The 19,704-nt window shown below is 73.9% G+C and carries 14 protein-coding genes; 10 read left to right on the top strand and 4 right to left on the bottom strand.

Going from position 1 to position 19,704, the window contains the following annotated elements; genetic code table 11:
- Positions 1–187: 187 nt before the first annotated feature.
- Positions 188–535, bottom strand: coding sequence for a histone-like nucleoid-structuring protein Lsr2 (locus ACQP1S_RS17065; protein WP_363668361.1), 348 nt, complete (start codon positions 533–535; stop codon positions 188–190).
- Positions 536–779: 244 nt separating this feature from the next.
- Between ACQP1S_RS17065 and lon the strand changes: the two genes are divergently transcribed.
- Together lon and ACQP1S_RS17055 are read left to right on the top strand one after the other, a co-directional pair.
- Positions 780–3,116 carry an endopeptidase La gene (lon, locus tag ACQP1S_RS17060; RefSeq protein ID WP_432896284.1) on the top strand — a complete coding sequence of 779 codons (2,337 nt, stop codon included), beginning with the start codon at positions 780–782 and terminating at the stop codon, positions 3,114–3,116.
- Positions 3,117–3,298: 182 nt separating this feature from the next.
- Entirely contained in the window at positions 3,299–3,670 is a 372-nt protein-coding gene (locus tag ACQP1S_RS17055; RefSeq protein ID WP_432896281.1) for a DoxX family protein, read from the top strand.
- 57 nt (positions 3,671–3,727) lie between these two features.
- On the opposite strand, the gene ACQP1S_RS17050 is transcribed toward ACQP1S_RS17055, so the two are convergent.
- A complete protein-coding gene (locus tag ACQP1S_RS17050; protein ID WP_091251279.1) occupies positions 3,728–5,449 on the bottom strand; it encodes a DEAD/DEAH box helicase in 1,722 nt (573 codons plus the stop codon).
- Between the two features lie 257 nt (positions 5,450–5,706).
- Between ACQP1S_RS17050 and ACQP1S_RS17045 the strand changes: the two genes are divergently transcribed.
- The 3 genes from ACQP1S_RS17045 (at position 5,707) to ACQP1S_RS17035 (ending at position 9,789) form a co-directional block, all read left to right on the top strand.
- Positions 5,707–6,234 (top strand): 2'-5' RNA ligase family protein, encoded by a 528-nt coding sequence (locus ACQP1S_RS17045; protein ID WP_432896278.1) that lies wholly within the window; start codon positions 5,707–5,709, stop codon positions 6,232–6,234.
- 113 nt (positions 6,235–6,347) lie between these two features.
- A complete protein-coding gene (locus ACQP1S_RS17040) occupies positions 6,348–8,588 on the top strand; it encodes a glycoside hydrolase family 9 protein (protein WP_091251284.1) in 2,241 nt (746 codons plus the stop codon).
- 244 nt (positions 8,589–8,832) lie between these two features.
- Positions 8,833–9,789 (top strand): hypothetical protein, encoded by a 957-nt coding sequence (locus ACQP1S_RS17035; RefSeq protein ID WP_432896275.1) that lies wholly within the window; start codon positions 8,833–8,835, stop codon positions 9,787–9,789.
- A gap of 57 nt (positions 9,790–9,846) precedes the next feature.
- Here the strand turns inward: ACQP1S_RS17035 and ACQP1S_RS17030 are convergent, their stop codons facing one another.
- On the bottom strand, positions 9,847–10,998 hold the full coding sequence (locus tag ACQP1S_RS17030; RefSeq protein WP_432896272.1) for an SLC13 family permease: 1,152 nt from the start codon (positions 10,996–10,998) through the stop codon (positions 9,847–9,849).
- Positions 10,999–11,350: 352 nt separating this feature from the next.
- Here ACQP1S_RS17030 and ACQP1S_RS17025 point away from each other — a divergent pair, with 352 nt between their 5' ends.
- A complete protein-coding gene (locus ACQP1S_RS17025; RefSeq protein ID WP_432896269.1) occupies positions 11,351–12,376 on the top strand; it encodes a linear amide C-N hydrolase in 1,026 nt (341 codons plus the stop codon).
- Between the two features lie 78 nt (positions 12,377–12,454).
- On the opposite strand, the gene ACQP1S_RS17020 is transcribed toward ACQP1S_RS17025, so the two are convergent.
- On the bottom strand, positions 12,455–13,909 hold the full coding sequence (locus ACQP1S_RS17020; RefSeq protein ID WP_432896266.1) for an LVIVD repeat-containing protein: 1,455 nt from the start codon (positions 13,907–13,909) through the stop codon (positions 12,455–12,457).
- Positions 13,910–14,048: 139 nt separating this feature from the next.
- Between ACQP1S_RS17020 and ACQP1S_RS17015 the strand changes: the two genes are divergently transcribed.
- From ACQP1S_RS17015 to ACQP1S_RS17000, 4 genes are all read left to right on the top strand, one after another.
- Positions 14,049–14,729 carry a DUF305 domain-containing protein gene (locus ACQP1S_RS17015; protein WP_432896263.1) on the top strand — a complete coding sequence of 227 codons (681 nt, stop codon included), beginning with the start codon at positions 14,049–14,051 and terminating at the stop codon, positions 14,727–14,729.
- A 58-nt stretch (positions 14,730–14,787) separates the two neighbouring features.
- Positions 14,788–16,020 carry a sensor histidine kinase gene (locus tag ACQP1S_RS17010; RefSeq protein WP_432896260.1) on the top strand — a complete coding sequence of 411 codons (1,233 nt, stop codon included), beginning with the start codon at positions 14,788–14,790 and terminating at the stop codon, positions 16,018–16,020.
- Positions 16,017–16,682: a response regulator gene (locus ACQP1S_RS17005; RefSeq protein WP_432896258.1), complete on the top strand. Its 666-nt coding sequence runs from the start codon at positions 16,017–16,019 to the stop codon at positions 16,680–16,682. The genes ACQP1S_RS17010 and ACQP1S_RS17005 overlap by 4 nt, the downstream gene beginning before the upstream one ends.
- A gap of 423 nt (positions 16,683–17,105) precedes the next feature.
- Positions 17,106–19,589 carry an ABC transporter permease gene (locus ACQP1S_RS17000; protein WP_432896255.1) on the top strand — a complete coding sequence of 828 codons (2,484 nt, stop codon included), beginning with the start codon at positions 17,106–17,108 and terminating at the stop codon, positions 19,587–19,589.
- Positions 19,590–19,704 lie beyond the last annotated feature (115 nt).

Genomic DNA, 19,704 nt, shown 5'->3' with positions numbered 1-19,704 from the left:
GTGGTGGCGATCCTGTTCCGGGCGGCGGCCTGCGGGGCGGCGCGTTCCGGTGGTCAGGGCCGGCCGGGCCGGCAAGGGTTTCGGCGACGGGCCGATGGGTGAAATTGTGGACACGGCGAAAAGCGCCGGGGTCGCCGCTGTTATCTCAGCGTGACCCCGGCGCGTCCGTTCGTGACCTGACCGCCGGTCAGCGGTTCTTCCACGCCTCCACGACCGAGACCGGGATGCGACCGCGCTCGGAAATCTCGTGGCCGTTCTTGGTCGCCCATTCCCGGATGGCGCGGTTCTGCTCGCGATCCATTCCCGAGACCCCGGCGCGAGCCGGGCGGCGAGCCGGGCGACCGGCCTCGACCGCACCTCGCCCCATTCGACGGCCAGCGGTGATGTAGGCGTCGAGCGCCTTGCGCAGCACCCCCACGTTCTCGTCGGAGAGATCGATGGTGTACGCCGCCCCGTCCAGGCTGAACTCGACGGTCCGATCGGCCTTTCCGCCGTCGAGGTCGTCGGTCAGAACGGTGATTACTTTCCTTGCCATCGCCATTACTCCCTGTGTTGAGCGGGGTGTGCTAAGAGTTTGACGTATCTGACGGCAAATCCGCAACAATACGCCTCTCTTTCATTTGGCGGGTCGGGTCAATCCTGGGAAATTCGGGTCCGGCCAATGCTGGCGGGTGGTGGCGACACGGGCGGGATGTGTCCTGGGTCACACTGAGGAACACGGGGAACGGTTGGTGACTTGAGTGAGACACGCTCAACCTCAAGGTGATGGCAGGTGTCTGATGGCAACCCTTCCGGTACTTCCGCTGACCGACGTCGTCCTGCTTCCCGGCATGGTCATCCCGGTGACCCTCGACCCGACCACCCAGGCGGCGATCGACGCCGCCCGGGCCAGCGGCGACAAGAGCCTGCTCGCCGTGCCCCGCATCGACGGCGAGTACGGCCCCGTGGGCACGATCGCCACCATCGAGAAGGTGGGCCGGCTCCCCGACGGTGAACCCGCCGCCGTGGTGCGCGGCCTGGCCCGCGCCCGGATCGGCTCCGGGGTCCCCGGGCCCGGCGCCGCCCTCTGGGTGGAGGCCACCCGACTCGACGAACCCGCCCCCGCCGGTCGCGCCCGCGACCTGGCCCGGGAATACCGCGCCCTGATGACCTCGGTCCTGCAGCAGCGGGGCGCCTGGCAGGTCATCGACGCGATGGAGCGGATGACCGACCTGTCCGAACTGGCCGACGCGGCGGGTTACGCGCCCTGGCTCAGCCTGGCACAGAAGACCGAACTGCTCGCCGCGCCGGACGTCACCGCCCGGCTGGAGCTGCTCGTCGGCTGGGTGAAGGAGCACCTGGCCGAGCAGGAGGTCACCGAGCAGATCACCAGCGACGTCCGGGAAGGGCTGGAGAAGTCCCAGCGGGAGTTCCTGCTCCGCCAGCAGCTCGCCGCGATCCGCAAGGAACTGGGCGAGGACGAGCCGGACGGCTCCGCCGACTACCGGGCCCGGGTCGAGACCGCCGACCTGCCGGAGACGGTCCGCGAGGCGGCGCTGCGCGAGGTCGGCAAGCTGGAACGGGCCAGCGACGCCTCCCCGGAGGCGGGCTGGATCAGGACCTGGCTGGACACGGTGCTGGAGATGCCGTGGAGCACGCGTACCGAGGACAACACCGACCTGGCGGCGGCCCGGGCGGTGCTCGACGCCGACCACGCCGGCCTGGCCGACGTGAAGGACCGCATCCTGGAACACCTCGCGGTGCGCAACCGCCGCGCCGAGCGCAACCTCGGGGTGGTCGGCGGGCGCGGTTCCGGCGCGGTGCTGGCCCTCGCCGGCCCGCCCGGTGTCGGCAAGACCAGCCTCGGCGAGTCGGTGGCCCGTGCCCTGGGCCGCAACTTCGTCCGGGTCTCCCTCGGCGGCGTCCGCGACGAGGCCGAGATCCGTGGCCACCGACGCACCTACGTCGGGGCGTTGCCCGGCCGGATCGTCCGCGCGCTGCGCGAGGCCGGCTCGATGAACCCGGTGGTGCTCCTCGACGAGGTCGACAAGCTGGCCGTCGGGTACGCCGGGGACCCGGCCGCCGCCCTGCTGGAGGTGCTCGACCCGGCACAGAACCACACCTTCCGGGACCACTACCTGGAGGTCGACCTCGACCTGTCCGACGTGCTCTTCCTGGCCACCGCCAACGTGGTGGAGGCCGTTCCCGGCCCGCTGCTGGACCGGATGGAACTGGTTACTCTGGACGGGTACACCGAGGACGAGAAGGTCGCCATCGCCCGCGACCACCTGCTGCCCCGGCAGCTCCAGCGGGCCGGGCTGACCACCGATGAGGTCACCGTGGCCGACGAGGCGCTCGCCCGGATCGCGGGGGAGCACACCCGGGAGGCCGGCGTCCGGCAGCTCGAACGGGCCCTGGCCAAGATCCTGCGCAAGGTCGCCGTCGCCCTGGCAACCGACCCGGCACCGGTCGAGGTGGACACCGGCAACCTGGCCCGCTACCTGGGCCGGCCGAAGTTCACCCCGGAGTCGGCGGAGCGGACGGCGGTGCCCGGCGTCGCCACCGGGCTGGCGGTCACCGGCGCGGGTGGTGACGTGCTCTTCATCGAGGCCACCAGCATGGCGGGTGAGCCCGGGTTGACCCTGACCGGGCAGCTCGGCGACGTGATGAAGGAGTCCGCGCACATCGCGTGGTCCTACCTGCGGGCCAACGGGCGGCGGTACGGCCTCGACCCGAACGTCCTCGCCGGAAGCCGGATCCACCTGCACGTGCCGGCGGGTGCGGTGCCCAAGGACGGCCCGAGCGCCGGCATCACCATGGTCACCGCGCTGGCCTCCCTGGTGACCGGCCGGCCGGTACGCCCCGAGTTCGGGATGACCGGTGAGGTGACGCTCTCCGGGCGGGTGCTGCCCATCGGCGGGGTGAAGCAGAAACTGCTCGCCGCGCACCGGGCCGGCCTGACCGAGGTGATCATCCCGGCCCGCAACGAGCCGGACCTCGACGACCTGCCCACCGAGGTCCGCGAGGCGCTGACCGTGCACACCCTGGCCGACGTCGCCGACGTGCTCGCCCTGGCGTTGCGGCCGGCCGAGATCGACGCGGAGGCACTCGGCGGTCGGCCGGTCGGCGCCGCCTGACCGGCCCCGTCCGGCGGCTCCCACAACGCGGCCGCCCGCTAGGTCGGTGACCACACGGGCACCCCGGCCACCGCGGCCCCCGACGTCCCACCGGGCGTCGGGGGCCGGCCGGGGCCGTAGCCTGACCCTTCCCGTTCCCGCATCCGCCACCGAACGGTGGCACCCCCCGGAGGCGACCGCCCATGAACGTGTTCCTGTGGATCCTGCAGATCCTGCTCGCCGCGCTCTTCGCCGGCGCGGGACTGACCAAGCTCACCCAGCCCAAGGAGAAGTTGCGCGACCGGATGGGCTGGGTGGAGAACGTCCCGCCCACCCAGGTCAAGGCGCTCGGCGCGGTCGAGGTGCTGGCCGCGCTCGGGCTGGTCCTGCCCGGCCTCACCGGCATCGCCACGGTGCTCACCCCGCTGGCCGCCGTCGGGCTGGTGATCGTGATGCTCGGCGCGGTCGTCGTGCACGCCCGGGCCAAGGAACACCCCGGCACCGCGATGACCGTGGTGCTGCTGATCCTGGCGGCGATCGTCGCCTGGGGCCGCTTCGGGCCGTACCCGCTCTGAGCAACGCGACCGGCCCGCGCCCCCGTCCGGGGGTGCGGGCCGGTGTCGCGTGTCGGGTCAGTTCCCCTCGCCGCCGCGGTCGCGCCGCACGGTCGCCTTACGACCCTTGATGGTGCTGTTACGCAGCCCCGCGATCACCTCGTCGGCGACGCCCAGCGGCACCTCCACCAGGGAGAACCGGTCGGCGATCTCGATCGAGCCGATGTCCCGGCCGCTCACCCGGGTCTCGCCGGTGATCGCACCGACCAGGTCCTGCGGGCGGACCCCGGCGCGGCGACCCAGGCCGATGAAGACCTGCGCGGTGCCGCCCGTGCGCGGCCGGCTGCCACCGCCGCGCCGGTCCCCGCCCCGGCCCTCGAACCCGGGTCGGGACTCCCGGGGCGCGCGGACCGCCACCTGCGGGATCTCCTCCTCGTCGTCGGAGCCGGGCAGGGCCGCCTCGTGGGCCAGCTTGACGGCCGCCAGCGCCACCTCCATCAGGTCGAACTCGTCCGACAGGGACTCGACGATCACCCGGAACGGGTCCAGGTCGTCCTCCAGCAGGCTCTCCCGCAGCGCCGCCTGGGTCAGCGCCATCCGTCGGGTCCGCAGGTCGGCCACCGTGGGAATCTTGTCGATGTCGATCCGCTGACCGGTGACCCGCTCGATGGTCTTGAGCATCCGGTGCTCCCGGGGCTCGGCGAGGGTGATCGCCACCCCCTCCCGACCGGCCCGACCCACCCGGCCGATCCGGTGCACGTACGACTCCGGAGCCGACGGCACGTCGTAGTTGACCACGTGGGTGAGCTGCTCGACGTCCAGCCCGCGGGCCGCCACGTCGGTGGCCACCAGCAGGTCGGCGGTGCCGGCGCGCAGCCGCCCCATCACCCGGTCCCGCTGCTCCTGGCTCATCCCGCCGTGCAGCGCCTCGGCCCGGTAGCCACGCCCGTTCATCGTCTCGGTGAGCCGGTCCACCTCCTCCCGGCTGCGGCAGAACACGATCGCCGCCGTCGGGGACTCCACGTCCAGCACCCGACCCAGCACCGCCGGCTTGTGCGCCCGGGTGACGATGTACGCGCTCTGCCGGACCCGGGGCGCCTCCCCGGCCACCGGCTGCTCCCGCCCGATCTGGATCCGCTCCGGGTCCGTCAGGTGCTTGCGGGCCAGGCCGTCGATCCGGGCCGGCATGGTCGCCGAGAAGAGCACCGTCTGGCGCTCGGCGGGCGCGTGCTCCAGAATCGCCTCGATGTCCTCGGCGAAGCCCATGTCGAGCATCTCGTCGGCCTCGTCCAGCACCACCGTGGCCAGCGAACCCAGCCGCAGGGTGCCCCGGGCGATGTGGTCCAGGGCCCGGCCCGGGGTCGCCACCACCACATCCACGCCCAGGTCGAGGGCGCGCAGTTGGCGGCCGATCGGCTGGCCGCCGTAGATCGGCAGCACCCGGGCACCGAGATCCTTGCCGTACCGGTGGAACGCCTCAGAGACCTGCACGGCCAGTTCCCGGGTGGGCACCAGCACCAGCGACACCGGGTCACCGCCACGGCGGTCGTCCGGCATCCGCTGCAACAGGGGCAGGGCGAACGCGGCGGTCTTGCCCGTACCGGTCGCCGCCTGCCCGAGCAGGTCCCGGCCGGCCAGCAGCAGCGGGATCGCCTCCCGTTGGATCGGGGTGGGCTCCTCGTAGCCGAGCGCGGAGAGGGCGCCTAACAGCTCGGCGCGCAGCCCGAGATCGACGAAGGCGGGCCCGCCGTCGGAATCGTCGGGAGCGGAGAGGTCGGTCGGTGTAGGTGCGGAACTCATGGGGCAAAGTTTTCCATCACCCCCGTCGGGCCGCTGCGCCGACCGGCACAACCGTGCCGGTCGGCACAACGGCGGCGGACCCGTTCAGGCCACGGGGTGCAGGGCAGGGCACCCCGATGACGAGGTCGCGTACGCCGTACGCCCTCGCCACCACCCGACGGCGGTCCGCAGGCGCGGCGCGACCGACCGTGCCGGGGCGGCCCGGACCGCCCGGGAGGTCGGCGGGCTCCCGGCGTCTGCCGGATAGCCTGACGGGTGTGCGTACGGTCGAGCTGCTCTGCTGCCCGGTGCTGGAAGAGACGGTCCGCGCCGCCTGGGACAGGTTGGCCGGGGCGGGGCTGCCCAGCCTGGCCCGGCACGGTCATCCGACGAACCGGCCGCACCTGACCCTGGCCGCCGTCGAGGCGTTCCCGCCCGGCGCGGTCGACCGGATCGCCGGGCTCTTCGACGCCGCGCTGCCCCTGCCGGTCCGGCTGGAGCGGGTGACGGTGCTCGACGGCAGCGCGCCGCTGGTCTGGTTGGTCCGGCCCACGCCGGAGCTGACCGCCCTGCACGGGGCCGTCTGGGCGGCGCTCGACGACGCGGGCGGCCAGCGGCCCTGGCACGCCCCGGGCCGCTGGGTCCCGCACCTGAGCCTCGCGCTGCGCTTCCGGGACCACGACCGGCGGCGGGCCCGCGCGGTGGTCGGCGGCGACCGGCCGGAGGGTCGGTTCGTGGCGGCGCGCAGTTACGACGGCGACACCCGGACGGTCCACCCGGTGGGTGGTGACTTCCCGGCAGACTGATGCTGGTCTATGGTGGGCGGAGCGCTCCCGTCGACGGTCCCCCGACCGCCCGGCGGATGTCCGCTGCGCCGGGCGGTCGGGTGGTCACTGTCATCACCACCGGAAGAGGCCCCATGCCCCACCAATTCCGACGGCGTCCCCTCGCGTTCACGGCCGCCGCCCTGCTCGCCCTCGGTGGGCTCGCGGCAGTGCCGCAGCTCGCCTCCGCCGCCCCCGATCCCGGCTCACCGGTCAAGGTCAACCAGGTCGCCTACGTGCCGGGGCTGCCCAAACAGGCCACCGTCGTGAACTCCGCGAACGCCCCGATCGGCTGGACGTTGCGCAACGCCGCCGGTGCCACGGTGGCGTCCGGGCAGACCACGGTACGGGGAGCCGACACGCTCTCCGGCGACTCGGTGCACATCGCGGACTTCTCCGCCTATGACACCCCGGGCACGGGCTACGTGCTGTCGGTCGGCGGGAGCAACAGCTACCCGTTCGACATCTCCGCCGACCCGGTGCGCCGGCTGCGCGGTGACTCGCTGGCGTTCTTCTACCACCAGCGCAGCGGCACCCCGATCGACGCCCAGTACGTCGGTTCCCGCTACGCCCGCCCGGCCGGGCACGTCAACGTCGCCCCGAACCGGGGTGACAACAACGTGCCGTGCCGCACCTCCTGCGGTTACACGCTGGACGTGCGCGGCGGCTGGTACGACGCCGGTGACCAGGGCAAGTACGTGGTCAACGGCGGCCTGGCCACCTGGCAGCTGCAGAACATCTACGAGCGCACGCTGTACGTGACCGGGGCCGACCGTTCCGCCGTCGCCGACGGCACGCTGGCCATCCCCGAGCGCGCCAACGGGGTGCCGGACGTGCTCGACGAGGCCCGCTGGGAGCTGGAGTTCCTGCTCAAGATGCAGGTGCCGGCCGGCCGGACCAACGCCGGCATGGTGCACCACAAGATCCACGACCAGAACTGGACCGCGCTACCCACCCGTCCCGAGCTGGACAGCGAGCCCCGGCTGCTCTCCCCGGTGAGCACCGCCGCCACCCTCAACATGGCGGCGGTGGCCGCCCAGGCGTCCCGGCTGTGGAAGCCGTTCGACGCCTCCTTCGCCTCCCGGGCCCTGGCTGCCGCCGAGAAGGCGTACGCCGCGGCGAAGGCCAACCCGAACCGGCTCGCCCCCGCCACCGACAACACCGGCGGCGGCGCGTACGAGGACAACACCGTCAGCGACGAGTTCTACTGGGCGGCGGCCGAGCTGTACGCCACCACCGGCTCGACGGGCTACCGCAACGACCTGAGCGGCTCCCCGCACGCCCGGGGCGCCGGCTTCACCCGGGGCGCGTACGACTGGAGCTGGACGGCCGGGCTGGGTGACACCACCCTCGTGCTGGTGCCGACCGGCCTGGCCAGCGGCGACGTGAGCGCGATCCGCTCGGCGATCGTCGGCTTCGCCGACCGGATGCTCGCCCAGACCGCCAACCAGGGCTACCCGGCCCCGGGCAGCGGCAACGGCACGTACTACTGGGGTTCCAACGGCGCGGTCGCCAACAACGCCAACGTGCTCGCCATGGCGTTCGACCTGACCGGCACGGCGCGGTACCGCAACGGGGCCTACGCCGCCTACGACTACCTGCTCGGCCGCAACCCGCTCAACCAGTCCTACGTGGCCGGCTACGGGGACAAGCCGGTGCGCAACCTGCACCACCGGTTCTGGGCCAACCAGAACGACGGTTCGCTGCCCACCGCGCCGCCCGGTTCGCTGTCCGGCGGCCCGAACAGCGAGTTGCAGGACCCGGTCGTGCAGGCCCAGCTCGCCGGTTGCAAGCCGCAGAAGTGCTTCATCGACGACATCGGGGCGTACTCGGTCAACGAGGTGGCGATCAACTGGAACTCGGCGATGGCCTGGTTGGTGCACTGGGCGGCCGAGCAGGCCGGCACCGGCACCGGGCCGGACCCGACGCCGACCCCCACGGTGACGCCGCCGCCGACCACCACGCCGCCCCCGCCCACGACCACGCCGCCCCCGCCGACCACCACGCCGCCGCCGGCCGGCGGGTGCGCGGTGACGTACTCGGCGAACAGTTGGAGCACCGGGTTCACCGGCAGCGTCACGGTGGCCAACACCAGCGCCGCCGCCTGGTCGTCGTGGCGGTTGACCTTCCGGTTCACCGGCAACCAGCAGATCAGCCAGGGCTGGTCGGGCCGGTTCAGCCAGAGCGGCAGCGAGGTGACGGTGACCAACGAGAGCTACAACGGCGCGGTCGCCCCGAACGGCTCGGTCAACCTCGGCTTCAACGCCACCTACAGCGGCGCGAACCCGACCCCGACCGGGTTCGCCGTGAACGGGACGGCCTGCACGCTGCGCTGATCTCCCCGACCACCCGGGGCCGCCCGCTCCACACCGGCGGGCGGCCCCGGGGTGGTCGCCGGTGGCATCGGGCCGCCCGTCGTCACCGACGTACGTCCAGTCGACCAGGTCGTCGTCGCCCGTCTCCTGGGCAGCCCGTCGCCCTTCGGGGGTCCTGGGGCAAATGCTCGTTCTTTACCGGTTCACAGCGTTTACGGTGCCTTCAGGTTCATCCGCACCGTGGCGTACCGGGAGAGGACCGACCATGCGCGTGCCCAGCCGAAGCCCCGGCCCCCAGCCCGGCGTGACCCCGCCCGCCCCGGCTCGGCGGACGCCCGTCCCGACGCGTGCCCTCCGGCCGGCCGCCCCCGACCTCGACGCCTACCGGGAAGCGGTCGCGGAGTTGCTGGTCGAGGTGGGTGCGCTGGCCGGCACCGCCGCCACCGCCGCCCGTCAGGTGCTGCTCGACCAGCGGCTGCACGAACCGGCCATCGCCGACGTGCTCGACGCCACCGACCAGGGCGTGCTCGGTGCCCGGGAGACCCTGCTGCTGGAGCTGGCCCGGCACCAGCCCGACGACCGCACCTCGGCCGCCGACCTGACCGCGCTGGTCCGGATCTACCTGCTCTCCCGCATCGACCTCGTGTGGTGGCGGGACGCCCCGCTCCTGCGCACCGACGAACAGGTCGACACGCACCCCGACCTGATCGACCTGGAGTGGCTGCGCCGCCGCGGGCTGCTCGGCTTCCGCTACCGGCAGCAGCCGGCGGGCGCCCTCGGCCGCGGCGTCCACGCCGTGCGCCGTCGGTTGCTGCCGGAGGCCACCCCCCGCACCACCGGGGTGCCGTTCCGGCGGACCCGCCGGGAGATCGTCGCGCTCCTCAACGACCTGGCCCGGGAGTTTGCCCGGTCCGCCCCGCCGGGCACCCCGCCGCTGTGGGTGACCAGCCTGGCCCACAGCGCCGAGCACCGGTACCGGTTGCGTCGGCTCGGGTACCCGGCCATGCTCCCCAGCGGCCACTGCCTAGGCTGGGCGGTGGACCTGGAACTGGCCTGGTACGCCCGGTTCGGCGCGCGGGACGTGCTGGCCGAGATCCTGCTGGCCCGGCAGGCCGCCGGTGAACTGAACGTCATCGACGAGGGACCGGCCTGGCACGTCTGCCTGGCCCCCGCCGCCCAGGCCCGGCTGCGCTCGGCGTACGAGGCCGAGATGGGGGTCTGACGGCCGGTCGTACCGCCCCACCACGCCGGGCGAACGGCCGGATCGTCGGGTCGCCGGTCAGCCGACCACCAGCAGGGCGAGCACCGCGGCGACCGTGGCGAGCACCGCGACCACCGCGCTGGTCGCCACGAACCGGCCCCACGGCACGGTCACCCCGGCGGCCCGGCACCGCTCGAACCACAGCAGGGTCGCCAGCGACGCCCACGGCACCGCCAGCGGGCCGACGTTGGTGCCGATCAGCAGCGCCAGCAGCCGGGTCTCGTCGCCGGGCGGGAGCACCGCCTCCCCGGCCAGGTAGGCGGGCAGGTTGTTGACCAGGTTGGCCAGGAACGCGCCGGTGCCACCGGCCCGCAGCGCCCCCACCGTGCCACCGGCGTCCCCGAGCAGCACCGACACCAGGTCGTCCAGCCCGTGCCGGCCGAGGGTCTGCACCACCAGGAACAGGCCGGTCACGAAGACCAGCAGCCGCCAGGGCAGCAGTGCCGGGCGCAGGGTATGTCGGGACCGGACCAGGAAGCCGAGCACCACCAGGCCGGCGGCGACGGCGGCGGCGACGCCGATCTCCACCCCGGCCAGGATGCCGCCGACGAGCAGCAGGCAGCCGGCGACCGCCGTGCCGAACAGCAGCCGGTCCGCCGGCCGGTACGGCGGGGGAGGGGTGAACCGCTCGGCGTCGCGTCGACCCCGCCGCCAGTACCAGAGCCACAGCCCCGCCATGGTCACCCCGATCGCCGCGACCTGCGGCAACGCCATCCTGGCCGCGTACGCCGCCGGGGCCAGGGCGATCCGGTCGGCGGCGAGCAGGTTGGTCAGGTTCGACACCGGCAGCAGCAGGCTGGCGGTGTTGGCCAGCCAGACCGTGGTCATCGCCAGCGGCCCCGGGGCGACACCCAGCTTGCGGGCCAGCGCGATCATCACCGGGGTGAGCAGGACCGCGGTGGTGTCCAGGTTGAGGGCGATGGTGGTGAGCGAGGCGAACCCGACGCAGAGCAGGAACAGGGCGGCGAAGCTGCCCCGGGCGACGATCGCCAGCCGGGTGGCCAGCACGTCGAACACGCCGGCGACGGCGGTCAACTCGGCGAGCACCACCACCGCGCCGAGGAAGAGCAGCAGCGGCAGGATGCGGTGCAGCGTCGCTGCGGCGTCGGCCCGGGGGAGCAGCCCGGTGACCACCGCGCCGAGGCCCAGCAGGGCCAGTCCGATCGCCACCCGGTCCAGCGGCTGCAGCCTCGGACGGCGGGGGCGGTCGGTCGGGACGGGCGGTGTCCCGCCGGCAGGTGTCACGGCGCACGATCCTCGCACAGCCGGCCCAGGTCCGACGCCGGTCCGCCGGAACTGCCCACCCGCCGCTCCCGGCGACCCACGTACTCTCCGGCGACCCACGTACTCTCCGGCGAGCCGCACTCTCCGGCGAGCCGCGCACCCTCCGGTGACCCGCACCCCCGGGCGGTTCCGCGCCGGTCCGCCGGGAGCGCCCGCGCGCCGACCGCACCGCCGGTGCCGCCGGCGGCCCACGGCCACGGTGGACATCCCGCGATGCCTGCCCTAGCGTTCAGGAGATATGCGCAGGATGCTGCTGGGGGCCGGACTGGCCCTGTTGCTCGTCACCACCGGCTGTGCCGAGGGGAACCCGACCGGCTCGGCCCCCACCGGCCCGACCTCGACCGACCGGGGCGCCGCGAGCCCGCCGGTCGCCTCCCGACAGGACCCGGAGCAGGCCCGGCGGACGCTGGACAGCCTGCGCAAGGTCGACGACCTGCCGCTCTACGAGATGACCTACGTCGGCGGGTACGACCCGACGGTGGGCACCGACGCCCGGCCGGAGACCGGCCCGTTCGGTTGCTCCCTCTTCGCCGCCTCCGGCGACCCGGCCCGGCCGCTGTTCGCCCGCAACTTCGACTGGGACGCCAACCCGGCGATGGTGCTGCGCACCGACCCGCCCGAGGGCTACGCCTCGGTCTCCCTGGTCGACCTCTCCTATCTCGGGGTGGGCCCGGACCCGACCGGGGACCGTCGGTTGCTCGACGCGCCGCTGCTGCCTTTCGACGGGATGAACGAGCGGGGGCTGGCCGTCGGGCTGGCCGCCGACGACAACGCGACGGCCGAGCCGGTGCCGGGGCGGCCCACCGTCGGGTCGGTGCGCATCCTGCGGCTGGTGCTGGACCGGGCGGCCACGGTGGACGAGGCGGTGGCGCTGTTCGGCCGGCACAACCTCGACTTCGACGGCGGGCCGCCGCTGCACTACCTGCTCGCCGACGCGGGCGGCCGGTCGGCGGTGGTCGAGTTCGTCGACGGGACGATGCGGGTGCAGCGGGCGCAGGGGCGGTGGCAGGCGCTGACCAATGTGCCGGTGGTCGACGTACCGGAGCAGCAGCGTCGCCGTGACCACCGCTACGGCGTCCTCGCGGCGGCACTGGACCGGGCCGACGGCCGGGTCGAACCGGCGGCGGCATTGCGCCTGCTGGACCAGGTCCGGCAGGGGCACACCCGCTGGTCGGTGACGTACGGCCTGCGGGACGGTGAGGTCCGGCTGGTCACCGTGGCCGGCGGTGGCCAGGAGCGCCGTTACCAGTTGCCGATCCGCTGACCCCTTCACCCACGGCGTCTCCGGCCCACGAACGGCCCGGCCCCAGGGGGCCGGGCCGTTCGTCGTCGGTGGGTCGGGTTACCAGCTGAGGTAGCCGGCCTGGGTCTGCACGTTCAGCTCGGGGACCCGGACCAGATCGGCCGTCCAGGTCCGCCAGTCGTTGAGCTTGAGCACGTCCAGGCCCTTCTGGATGTCGCTGGAGTAGATGTGCCCGTTGTAGTAGTAGGTCGACCAGGCGCCACCGGTGGTGAGCTGGGTGTCCGACAGCGGCCCCCGCTCCCAGAAGCCGATCTCCTTCGGGCGGGTCGAGTCGGTGAAGTCCCAGACCGAGACCCCGCCCTGGTACCACGCCTGCACCATGACGTCCTTGCCGAGGACCGGGATCAGCGAGCCGTTGTGGGCCACGCAGTTCTCGGTGTCGGCGTTGGTGCGGGGAATCTTGAAGTAGCTGCGGAAGACCATTGCCCGGGCGTCACCACGGCCGGTGATGTCGTAGATGGCGTCCGCGCCGCGCTGCGGGCCGACGATCTCGTTGCAGGTGGCCGCGCCGCCACCGCCGAGTTCGTCGGTGAAGACCACCTTGGTGCCCTCGTTGTTGAACGTCGCCGAGTGCCAGAACGCGAAGTTGACCGTGTCCCGGACCCGGTTGATCACCCGGGGTGCCTCGCGGTTGCGGATGTCCAGCAGGACGCCGTCGCCCATGCAGGCACCGGCGGCCAGGTCCTTGGCCGGGTAGGCGGTGATGTCGTGGCAGCCGGAGGTGGCCGAGGTCTGACCGGGGATGCCCTCGTAGCCACCGTCCGGGAAGAGGTTGGGGGTGGCCACCACGGCCGCCTCGGTCGGCTTCTTCACCGGGACCTTGACGATCGAGATCGAGTCGTGTGGCGGCTGGCAGTCGGGGAAGTCCGCCCGGGGGCTGTACGACGACACGTACAGGTAGACGGTCTTGCGGTCCTTGCTCGGGACGAGGGTGTGGGTGTGTGAACCGCAGGCGGTCTCCACCGACTTGATGTAACGCGGAGCGGCCTTGTCGCTGATGTCGAAGACCTTGATGCCCTCCCAGGACTCCTTCACCGTCGCCGGCTGCGCGACGCTGTTGCAGGAGTCGTCGGTGCGGGACGAGTCGGTGGAGAGGAAGAGCAGGTTGCCGTAGACCGAGATGTCGTTCTGCGAGCCGGCGCAGAGCACCTGCGACACGATCTTGGGGGCGCTGGGGCGGCCGATGTCGTAGACGACGAAGCCGTTGTAGTTGCCGACGAAGGCGTACCGGTCCTGGAACGCCATGTCGGTGCCGAGCGCGCTGGTGGTGTCGAACGGGGCCTGCTTGGGCAGGTTGGCCACCTGGCGCAGGTTGGGGCTGCTGGAGATCTCGTCGACGGCGAGGCCCGGGGCCGCCGGGGTCACGCCCTCCGTCGCGGTGGCCGGTGCGGCGTTGCTCGCCGGGCTGGTGGCGACGCTTGCCACCAGCAGACCGGCGGCGACCACGCTGACGATCTTCAGCTGCCGTCGTCGGGGCAGGGAGAACCTGATCATCGGCGGAACCCTTCGAAAGGGGACGATGCGTATCAGGCACCTTACCGGCCAGTGATGACAGTTGATGTGATCCGGGTCACATCAATCCGCCTTGGTGAATGGATACGATCGCGACGACCTCGATCGGAGGGGGAGTCGCATGACCGGCCGCCGTGGACGGACCCTGCTCGCCGTCACAGTCGCCGCCGTCGTCCTGCTGGCGGTCGTGCTGGCCCTGCGCCCCGACGGCGGGTCGACCCCGGCAGCCGCCGGCCGCACGGCCGCGCCGACTCCGACCCTCCCGGCGGACGCCCCTGCGGTGATCGTGCCCGGCCGGCCGGGGGAGCCCGCCGCGACCCGGCCCGCGCAGGACGCCCGCGACACCGGCGCCCCCCGCTACAACACCCTTGACGTCTGGTTCGTGCGGATGATGATCCCGCACCACCAACAGGCCCTCCAGTTGGCCGCGCTCGCCCCCGACCGGGCCGCCAGCGCCCAGGTCAAGGCGATCGCCGCCCGGATCCGGGGTGCACAGTCCCCCGAGGTCGGGCTGCTGCGCGGCTGGCTCGACGCCCGTGGCCTGGCCGCCGAGGAACCCGGCCACGATCACGGCCGGATGCCGGGCATGCAGTCCCCCGAGGCGGTCCGGCAGCTCACCGCCGCCCGGGGCGTCGCCTTCGACCGGCTCTTCGTCCAGCTGATGACCGCTCACCACGAGGGCGCGGTGACGATGGCCACCCAGCTGCTCTCCGCCGGTGTCGACCAGCAGCTCAACGAGTTCGCCAACGCGGTGGCGACCGAGCAGACCGTGGAGATCGCCCGGCTGCGCGAGCTGGTCTGAGCCCTGCTCGGCCGACAGGCCCGCATCGACGCCGAACGGGGCACTACGCTCGGTCACCGTGAGCCGTACCCTCTTCGGTCGCCCGCTGCGCGGCGTCGCCTTCGACGTCTGCGTCGGCGCGCTGGTAGTGCTCTTCACCCTGGTCACGGCGGCGTCCCAGCCCGGGATGTCAGCCCAGCCCGGTGGCTGGTGGGCCGCCCTGGTCGGCCTGGGCATGGCGGTGGCCCTGCTGTTCCGGCGCGGCCACCCGTCGCTGGTCGCGACGGTCGTCGCCGTGCTGGCGTTGACCCAGGTGGTCGCGGGCTGGGGTCCGCTGGCCTACGACGTCGCCGTGCTCATCGCCCTCTACAGCGTGGTCAAGTACGCCGACCGGCTGCGCGACGGCATGGTGGCCGGTGCCGTCGCCGCCGTCGGCGTGCTGCTGGCCGCCTCGCAGGCCCAGTCCAACGTCGCCTGGTGGGCTACCGCGATCTACTTCGGGCTGATCACCGGCGGGGTGTGGCTGGCCGCGCTGAACGTTCGTACCCGCCGGCTCTACGTGCTCAGCCTGGAGGAACGGGCCGCCACCCTGGAACGTGAGCGGGAGGCCGAGGCCCGCGCGGCGGTGGTCGGCGAACGGGCCCGGATCGCCCGCGAGCTGCACGACGTGGTGGCGCACAGCATGGCGGTGATGATCGTGCAGGCCGACGGGGCCCGGCTGCTGTTCGACCGGGACCCGGAGACCGCCCGGCACGCGGTGAAGGTGGTGGCCGACACCGGCCGGCAGGCCCTGGAGGAGATGCGTCGGCTGGTCGACGTGTTGCGCGAGCCCAGCCCGCCGGAGCCGACCACCGGTGCCGGTGCGACCACCCCCAACACCGACCCGGAACGCCGCCGCGCCACCGTCGCCGAGCTGCCCGCGCTGGTGGGCCGGTTCCGCGACGCCGGCCTGCGGGTCCGGTACCGGGCCGAGGACGTGCCGGCCACCCTGCCACCCGGGCTCGACCTGACCGTCTACCGGGTGGTGCAGGAGGCCCTCACCAATGCCCTCAAGCACGCCGGGGTCGGCGCGGACGTCACGGTGGCGCTCGGCGTCGACGACGACCTGGTGGTCCGGGTGAGCGACGACGGGCGCGGACGCCCGCCGGCCCGGCCGGCGCCCTCCGGCGGCCACGGCCTGGTCGGGATGCGCGAGCGGGTCGGCGTGTACGACGGCCAACTCACCGCCGGCCCCCGTACCGGTGGTGGGTGGCAGGTCGAGGTGCGGCTGCCGCTACCGTCGACCCCGGACCCGGAGGTGATCGCGGTATGACGGTGCGAGTGGTGATCGTGGACGACCAGGCGCTGGTGCGGGCCGGCTTCCGGATGGTGCTCGACTCCCAACCCGACCTGACGGTCGTCGGTGAGGCGATCGACGGGGCGGACGCGCTGCGGGTGCTGGCCCGGGTCGAGGCCGACGTGGTGGTGATGGACCTGCGGATGCCGACCATGGACGGGGTGGAGGCGACCCGCCGGATCTGCGCGGCCTCCACCGACGGTCGGCCCCGGGTGCTGGTGCTCACCACCTTCGACACCGAGGCGGACGCGTTCGCCGCCCTGCGGGCCGGGGCCAGCGGTTTCCTGCTCAAGAACGTGCCCCCGGAGGAGCTGCTGGCGGCCATCCGGGTGGTCGCCGAGGGCGACTCGGTGGTCGCCCCGTCGATCACCCGCCGGCTGCTGGACCGGTTCGCCGACCGGCTCGGCCCCGCCCCCGCCGAGGACCCGCGACTGGCCCAGCTCACCGACCGGGAACGGGAGATCCTGCTGCTGGTCGCCCAGGGGCTGGCCAACGCCGAGATCGCCGCCCGGGTGCACGTCGCCGAGGCGACCGTGAAGACCCACGTCGGCCGGATCCTGGCCAAGCTCCAGCTCCGCGACCGGGTCCAGGTGGTGGTCCTGGCGTACGAGAGCGGCCTGGTCACCCCGGGCGGCTGAGCCGGGGTACGACCTGGGTCGTACGGGTTGCCCCGGTGGGGGACGACCTGCGGGGGAGTCGACCCGAGCGGCCGGGTGGACGCCGGCCGGTCTTGCGCTGCCTAGCGTCGGTGGGGACCCTGCACCACGCCGACCGGGAGTCTCCATGTCCGTCCCCAGCACCGTCCGTCCGGCCGCCGGCCGCCCCGCGCCAGTCCCACCCACCGCCGATGTGCACCGGCCCGGCCGGCCCGCTACCGGCTGCCGCACGCCCGTCCGGCCCGCTGCGTTCGCTCCCGTCCGGCCTGTGGTGCCAGTGCCCGTCGGGCCTGCGGTGCCAGCGTCCGTCCGGTCCGCAGTGCCAGTGCCCGTCGGGCCCGTGGTGCCAGCGTCCGGCCGGCCTGCCGGGTTCGCGACCGTCGCCCTCGACCGGCGGTGACCGGGATGTGGCGGCTGACCCTGCGCACGTTGCGCGCCGACGCGGTGCGCCTGCTGCTGTCCTCGCTGGCGATCGTGCTCGGCGTCGCCTTCGTCACCGGCACGCTGATGCTCACCGACGGGATGCGGGCCGGGGCGTACGAACGGGCCGGTGCCTTCGACCGGCACACCGACCTCGGTGTCTACGCCGGGGGGAGCGCCCTGTCCCCGGCCCTGGTCGACCGGGTCCGTGCGGTCGACGGGGTGGCCGCCGCCGCCGGTGAGCTGACCGCCTCCGCCGGGGTGGTCGGTGCCGACGGCCGCCCGGTGCTCGGCTTCGCGGTCCTTGCCGCCATCCCCACCGAACCGGCGCTGCGCTCGTACGATGTGGTGGCCGGCCGACTGCCCGACCGTCCCGGTGAGGTGGCCCTCGACGCGCCGACGGCCACGCGGGAGGGCTTCGCCCTCGGCACCCCGGTCTCCGTCGGCGGGTCCACCGGCCCGGCCCGGCCGTACACCCTGGTCGGCACGGTGGACGTGGCCGACACCACGCGGGACGTCGGTGGCCCGTTCATCGGCCTGGTCGGCGCGGACGCCCTGGCGGTCAGCGGGGAACGGGGCTACGGCCGGATCATGGTGGCCGCCGAGCCGGGCACGTCCGCGTCGGCGTTGGCCGCGCGGGTGGCCGGGGCGGTCGGCGGGGAGGACGCCACGGTGAAGTCGCGGCGGCAGATCCTGGACGAGGCCGTCGACGACGCGGTCCGCGACCTGGACCAGTTCGGCATGGTGCTGCTCACCTTCGCCGGGGTGGCGGTGGTGGTGGCCGGCTTCGTCATCGCCAACACCTTCGCCATCGTGCTCGCCCAGCGGGCCCGGCGGACGGCCCTGTTGCGCCTGGTGGGGGCCCGCCGGAGCCAGGTCTTCCGGGCCGCCCTGGGGGAGTCGGCGACGCTCGGCCTGGTCGGCTCGGCCCTCGGGGTGGCGCTCGGCGTCGGTCTGGCCGCCGGGGCGACGGCCCTGGCCCCGCGCCTCGACCTGCCGATCTCCGGCGACCTCACGCTGACCGCCCGGACCGTGCTGCTCAGCCTGCTGCTCGGCACCGTGGTCACCGTCGGGTCCGCGTTGGTGCCGGCGTGGCAGGGCACCCGGGTGCCGCCGATCGCCGCGCTCACCGCTGCCGCCGGGCAGCCGGCCCGGGGTGCCGGGCGGGTCCGGCTGGCGCTCGGCGCGCTGGTCGGTGCCGTCGGTGTCGGTGCGCTGGCCGGGGCCGCCGCCGTCGGCCAGATCGCCCTGGTCGCCCTGGGCGGGGTGCTCGCCTTCTTCGGCATCGTGCTGTTCGGTCCGGTGCTGGTGCCGCGGCTGGTCCGGGTGCTCGGTCGACCGTTGCGACCGTTGCTCGGGGCCACCGCCACGCTCGCCGTCGCCAACGCGGCCCGCAACCCCCGGCGGGTGTCCGCGACCGCCACCGCCCTGGTGATCGGCATCGGGTTGGTCTCGGCGTTCGTGGTCGGTGCCGGCAGTATCAAGGTGGGCATCGAGCGGGCGGTGGACGCCCGGATCGGCGTCGACTACCTGGTCACCGGCATCGGTGGTGACCTGCCCGACCGGGTCGCCACCGAGTTGGCCGCGCGCCCGGAACTGGGCGTGGTGCACGAGCAGCGCGGCCGGGTCGTCGACGGGGTGGCGCTCCGCTCCGCGCATCCGGCGCTGGTGCGTCGTACCCTCACCGGGGTCGACGCCGGGGACGTCGCCGACCTGGGGCCGGGCGCGGTGCTGGTGCACCGGGAGTTGGCCGCCGCGCGGGGCTGGCGGGTGGGGTCGACGGTCACCGTGGCGGGGCGTCCGTTCCGGGTGGCCGCCGTGGTCACCGCCGAGGTGGTCGGGCCGAGCCCGGTCGGCGTTGCCGAAGGGCACGTCGTCGAGCTGACCGACACCGACTTCACCGCGCTCTTTCCCGCCGAACGCGGCTACCTGGCCGAGGTGGAGCCGGCCGACGGGGTGTCCGCCGTGCAGGCCCGCGCCGCCGTCGAGGCGGTGGTGGCCCGGTATCCGACCGTGAACCTGCTGGACCAGGCGGCCTACAAGAGGATGCTCACCGGCACGGTGGACATGCTGCTGGCCTTCGTCACCGCGCTGCTCGGCCTGGCGGTGGTGATCGCCCTGGTCGGTGTCGCGAACACGCTCAGCCTCTCGGTGGTGGAACGCACCCGGGAGAACGCGGTGCTGCGCGCCCTGGGCCTGTCCCGGGGTCGGATGCGGGCGCTGCTGGCCGTCGAGGCGGTGCTGACCGCAGTGGTCGGCGCGCTGCTCGGCATCGCACTGGGCGTCGCGGTCAGCGCCGGGGCGGTGGCCTTCGTCGCCCGGGTGGGCGGGGACTTCACGTTGGTGCTGCCCTGGGGGCGGCTGGGGCTGATCCTGGCCGTGGCGGTGCTCGCCGCGCTGGCCGCCTCGGTGTTGCCGGCCCGCCGGGCGCTGGCCGGTCCGGTGGTGACGGCGCTCGGCGCGGACTGACCCCGCCCGCCGGCCCGGGGCCGCCGTGCCGCCGTCGTCCGGCGGCCCCGGTGCCGGCCGGCGGGCCGCTACGGCCCGAGCGGCGTCGCGTGATCGGCGGGGTGCCCCCCGACGG

The organism is Micromonospora matsumotoense (genome assembly GCF_050951065.1).
GTDB lineage: Bacteria > Actinomycetota > Actinomycetes > Mycobacteriales > Micromonosporaceae > Micromonospora > Micromonospora matsumotoensis.
The sequence above is the reverse complement of the archived record's forward strand: the minus strand, read 5'-3'. Positions and strand labels throughout refer to the sequence as shown.

What these genes read in the sequence shown, in the direction of transcription:
- ACQP1S_RS17065 (WP_363668361.1), bottom strand. Translation starts at nt 535, where the DNA reads ATGGCAAGGAAAGTAATCACCGTTCTGACCGACGACCTCGACGGCGGA.
- lon (WP_432896284.1), top strand. Translation starts at nt 780, where the DNA reads ATGGCAACCCTTCCGGTACTTCCGCTGACCGACGTCGTCCTGCTTCCC.
- ACQP1S_RS17055 (WP_432896281.1), top strand. Translation starts at nt 3,299, where the DNA reads ATGAACGTGTTCCTGTGGATCCTGCAGATCCTGCTCGCCGCGCTCTTC.
- ACQP1S_RS17050 (WP_091251279.1), bottom strand. Translation starts at nt 5,449, where the DNA reads ATGAGTTCCGCACCTACACCGACCGACCTCTCCGCTCCCGACGATTCC.
- ACQP1S_RS17040 (WP_091251284.1), top strand. Translation starts at nt 6,348, where the DNA reads ATGCCCCACCAATTCCGACGGCGTCCCCTCGCGTTCACGGCCGCCGCC.
- ACQP1S_RS17035 (WP_432896275.1), top strand. Translation starts at nt 8,833, where the DNA reads ATGCGCGTGCCCAGCCGAAGCCCCGGCCCCCAGCCCGGCGTGACCCCG.
- ACQP1S_RS17025 (WP_432896269.1), top strand. Translation starts at nt 11,351, where the DNA reads ATGCGCAGGATGCTGCTGGGGGCCGGACTGGCCCTGTTGCTCGTCACC.
- ACQP1S_RS17020 (WP_432896266.1), bottom strand. Translation starts at nt 13,909, where the DNA reads ATGATCAGGTTCTCCCTGCCCCGACGACGGCAGCTGAAGATCGTCAGC.
- ACQP1S_RS17015 (WP_432896263.1), top strand. Translation starts at nt 14,049, where the DNA reads ATGACCGGCCGCCGTGGACGGACCCTGCTCGCCGTCACAGTCGCCGCC.
- ACQP1S_RS17005 (WP_432896258.1), top strand. Translation starts at nt 16,017, where the DNA reads ATGACGGTGCGAGTGGTGATCGTGGACGACCAGGCGCTGGTGCGGGCC.
- ACQP1S_RS17000 (WP_432896255.1), top strand. Translation starts at nt 17,106, where the DNA reads ATGTGGCGGCTGACCCTGCGCACGTTGCGCGCCGACGCGGTGCGCCTG.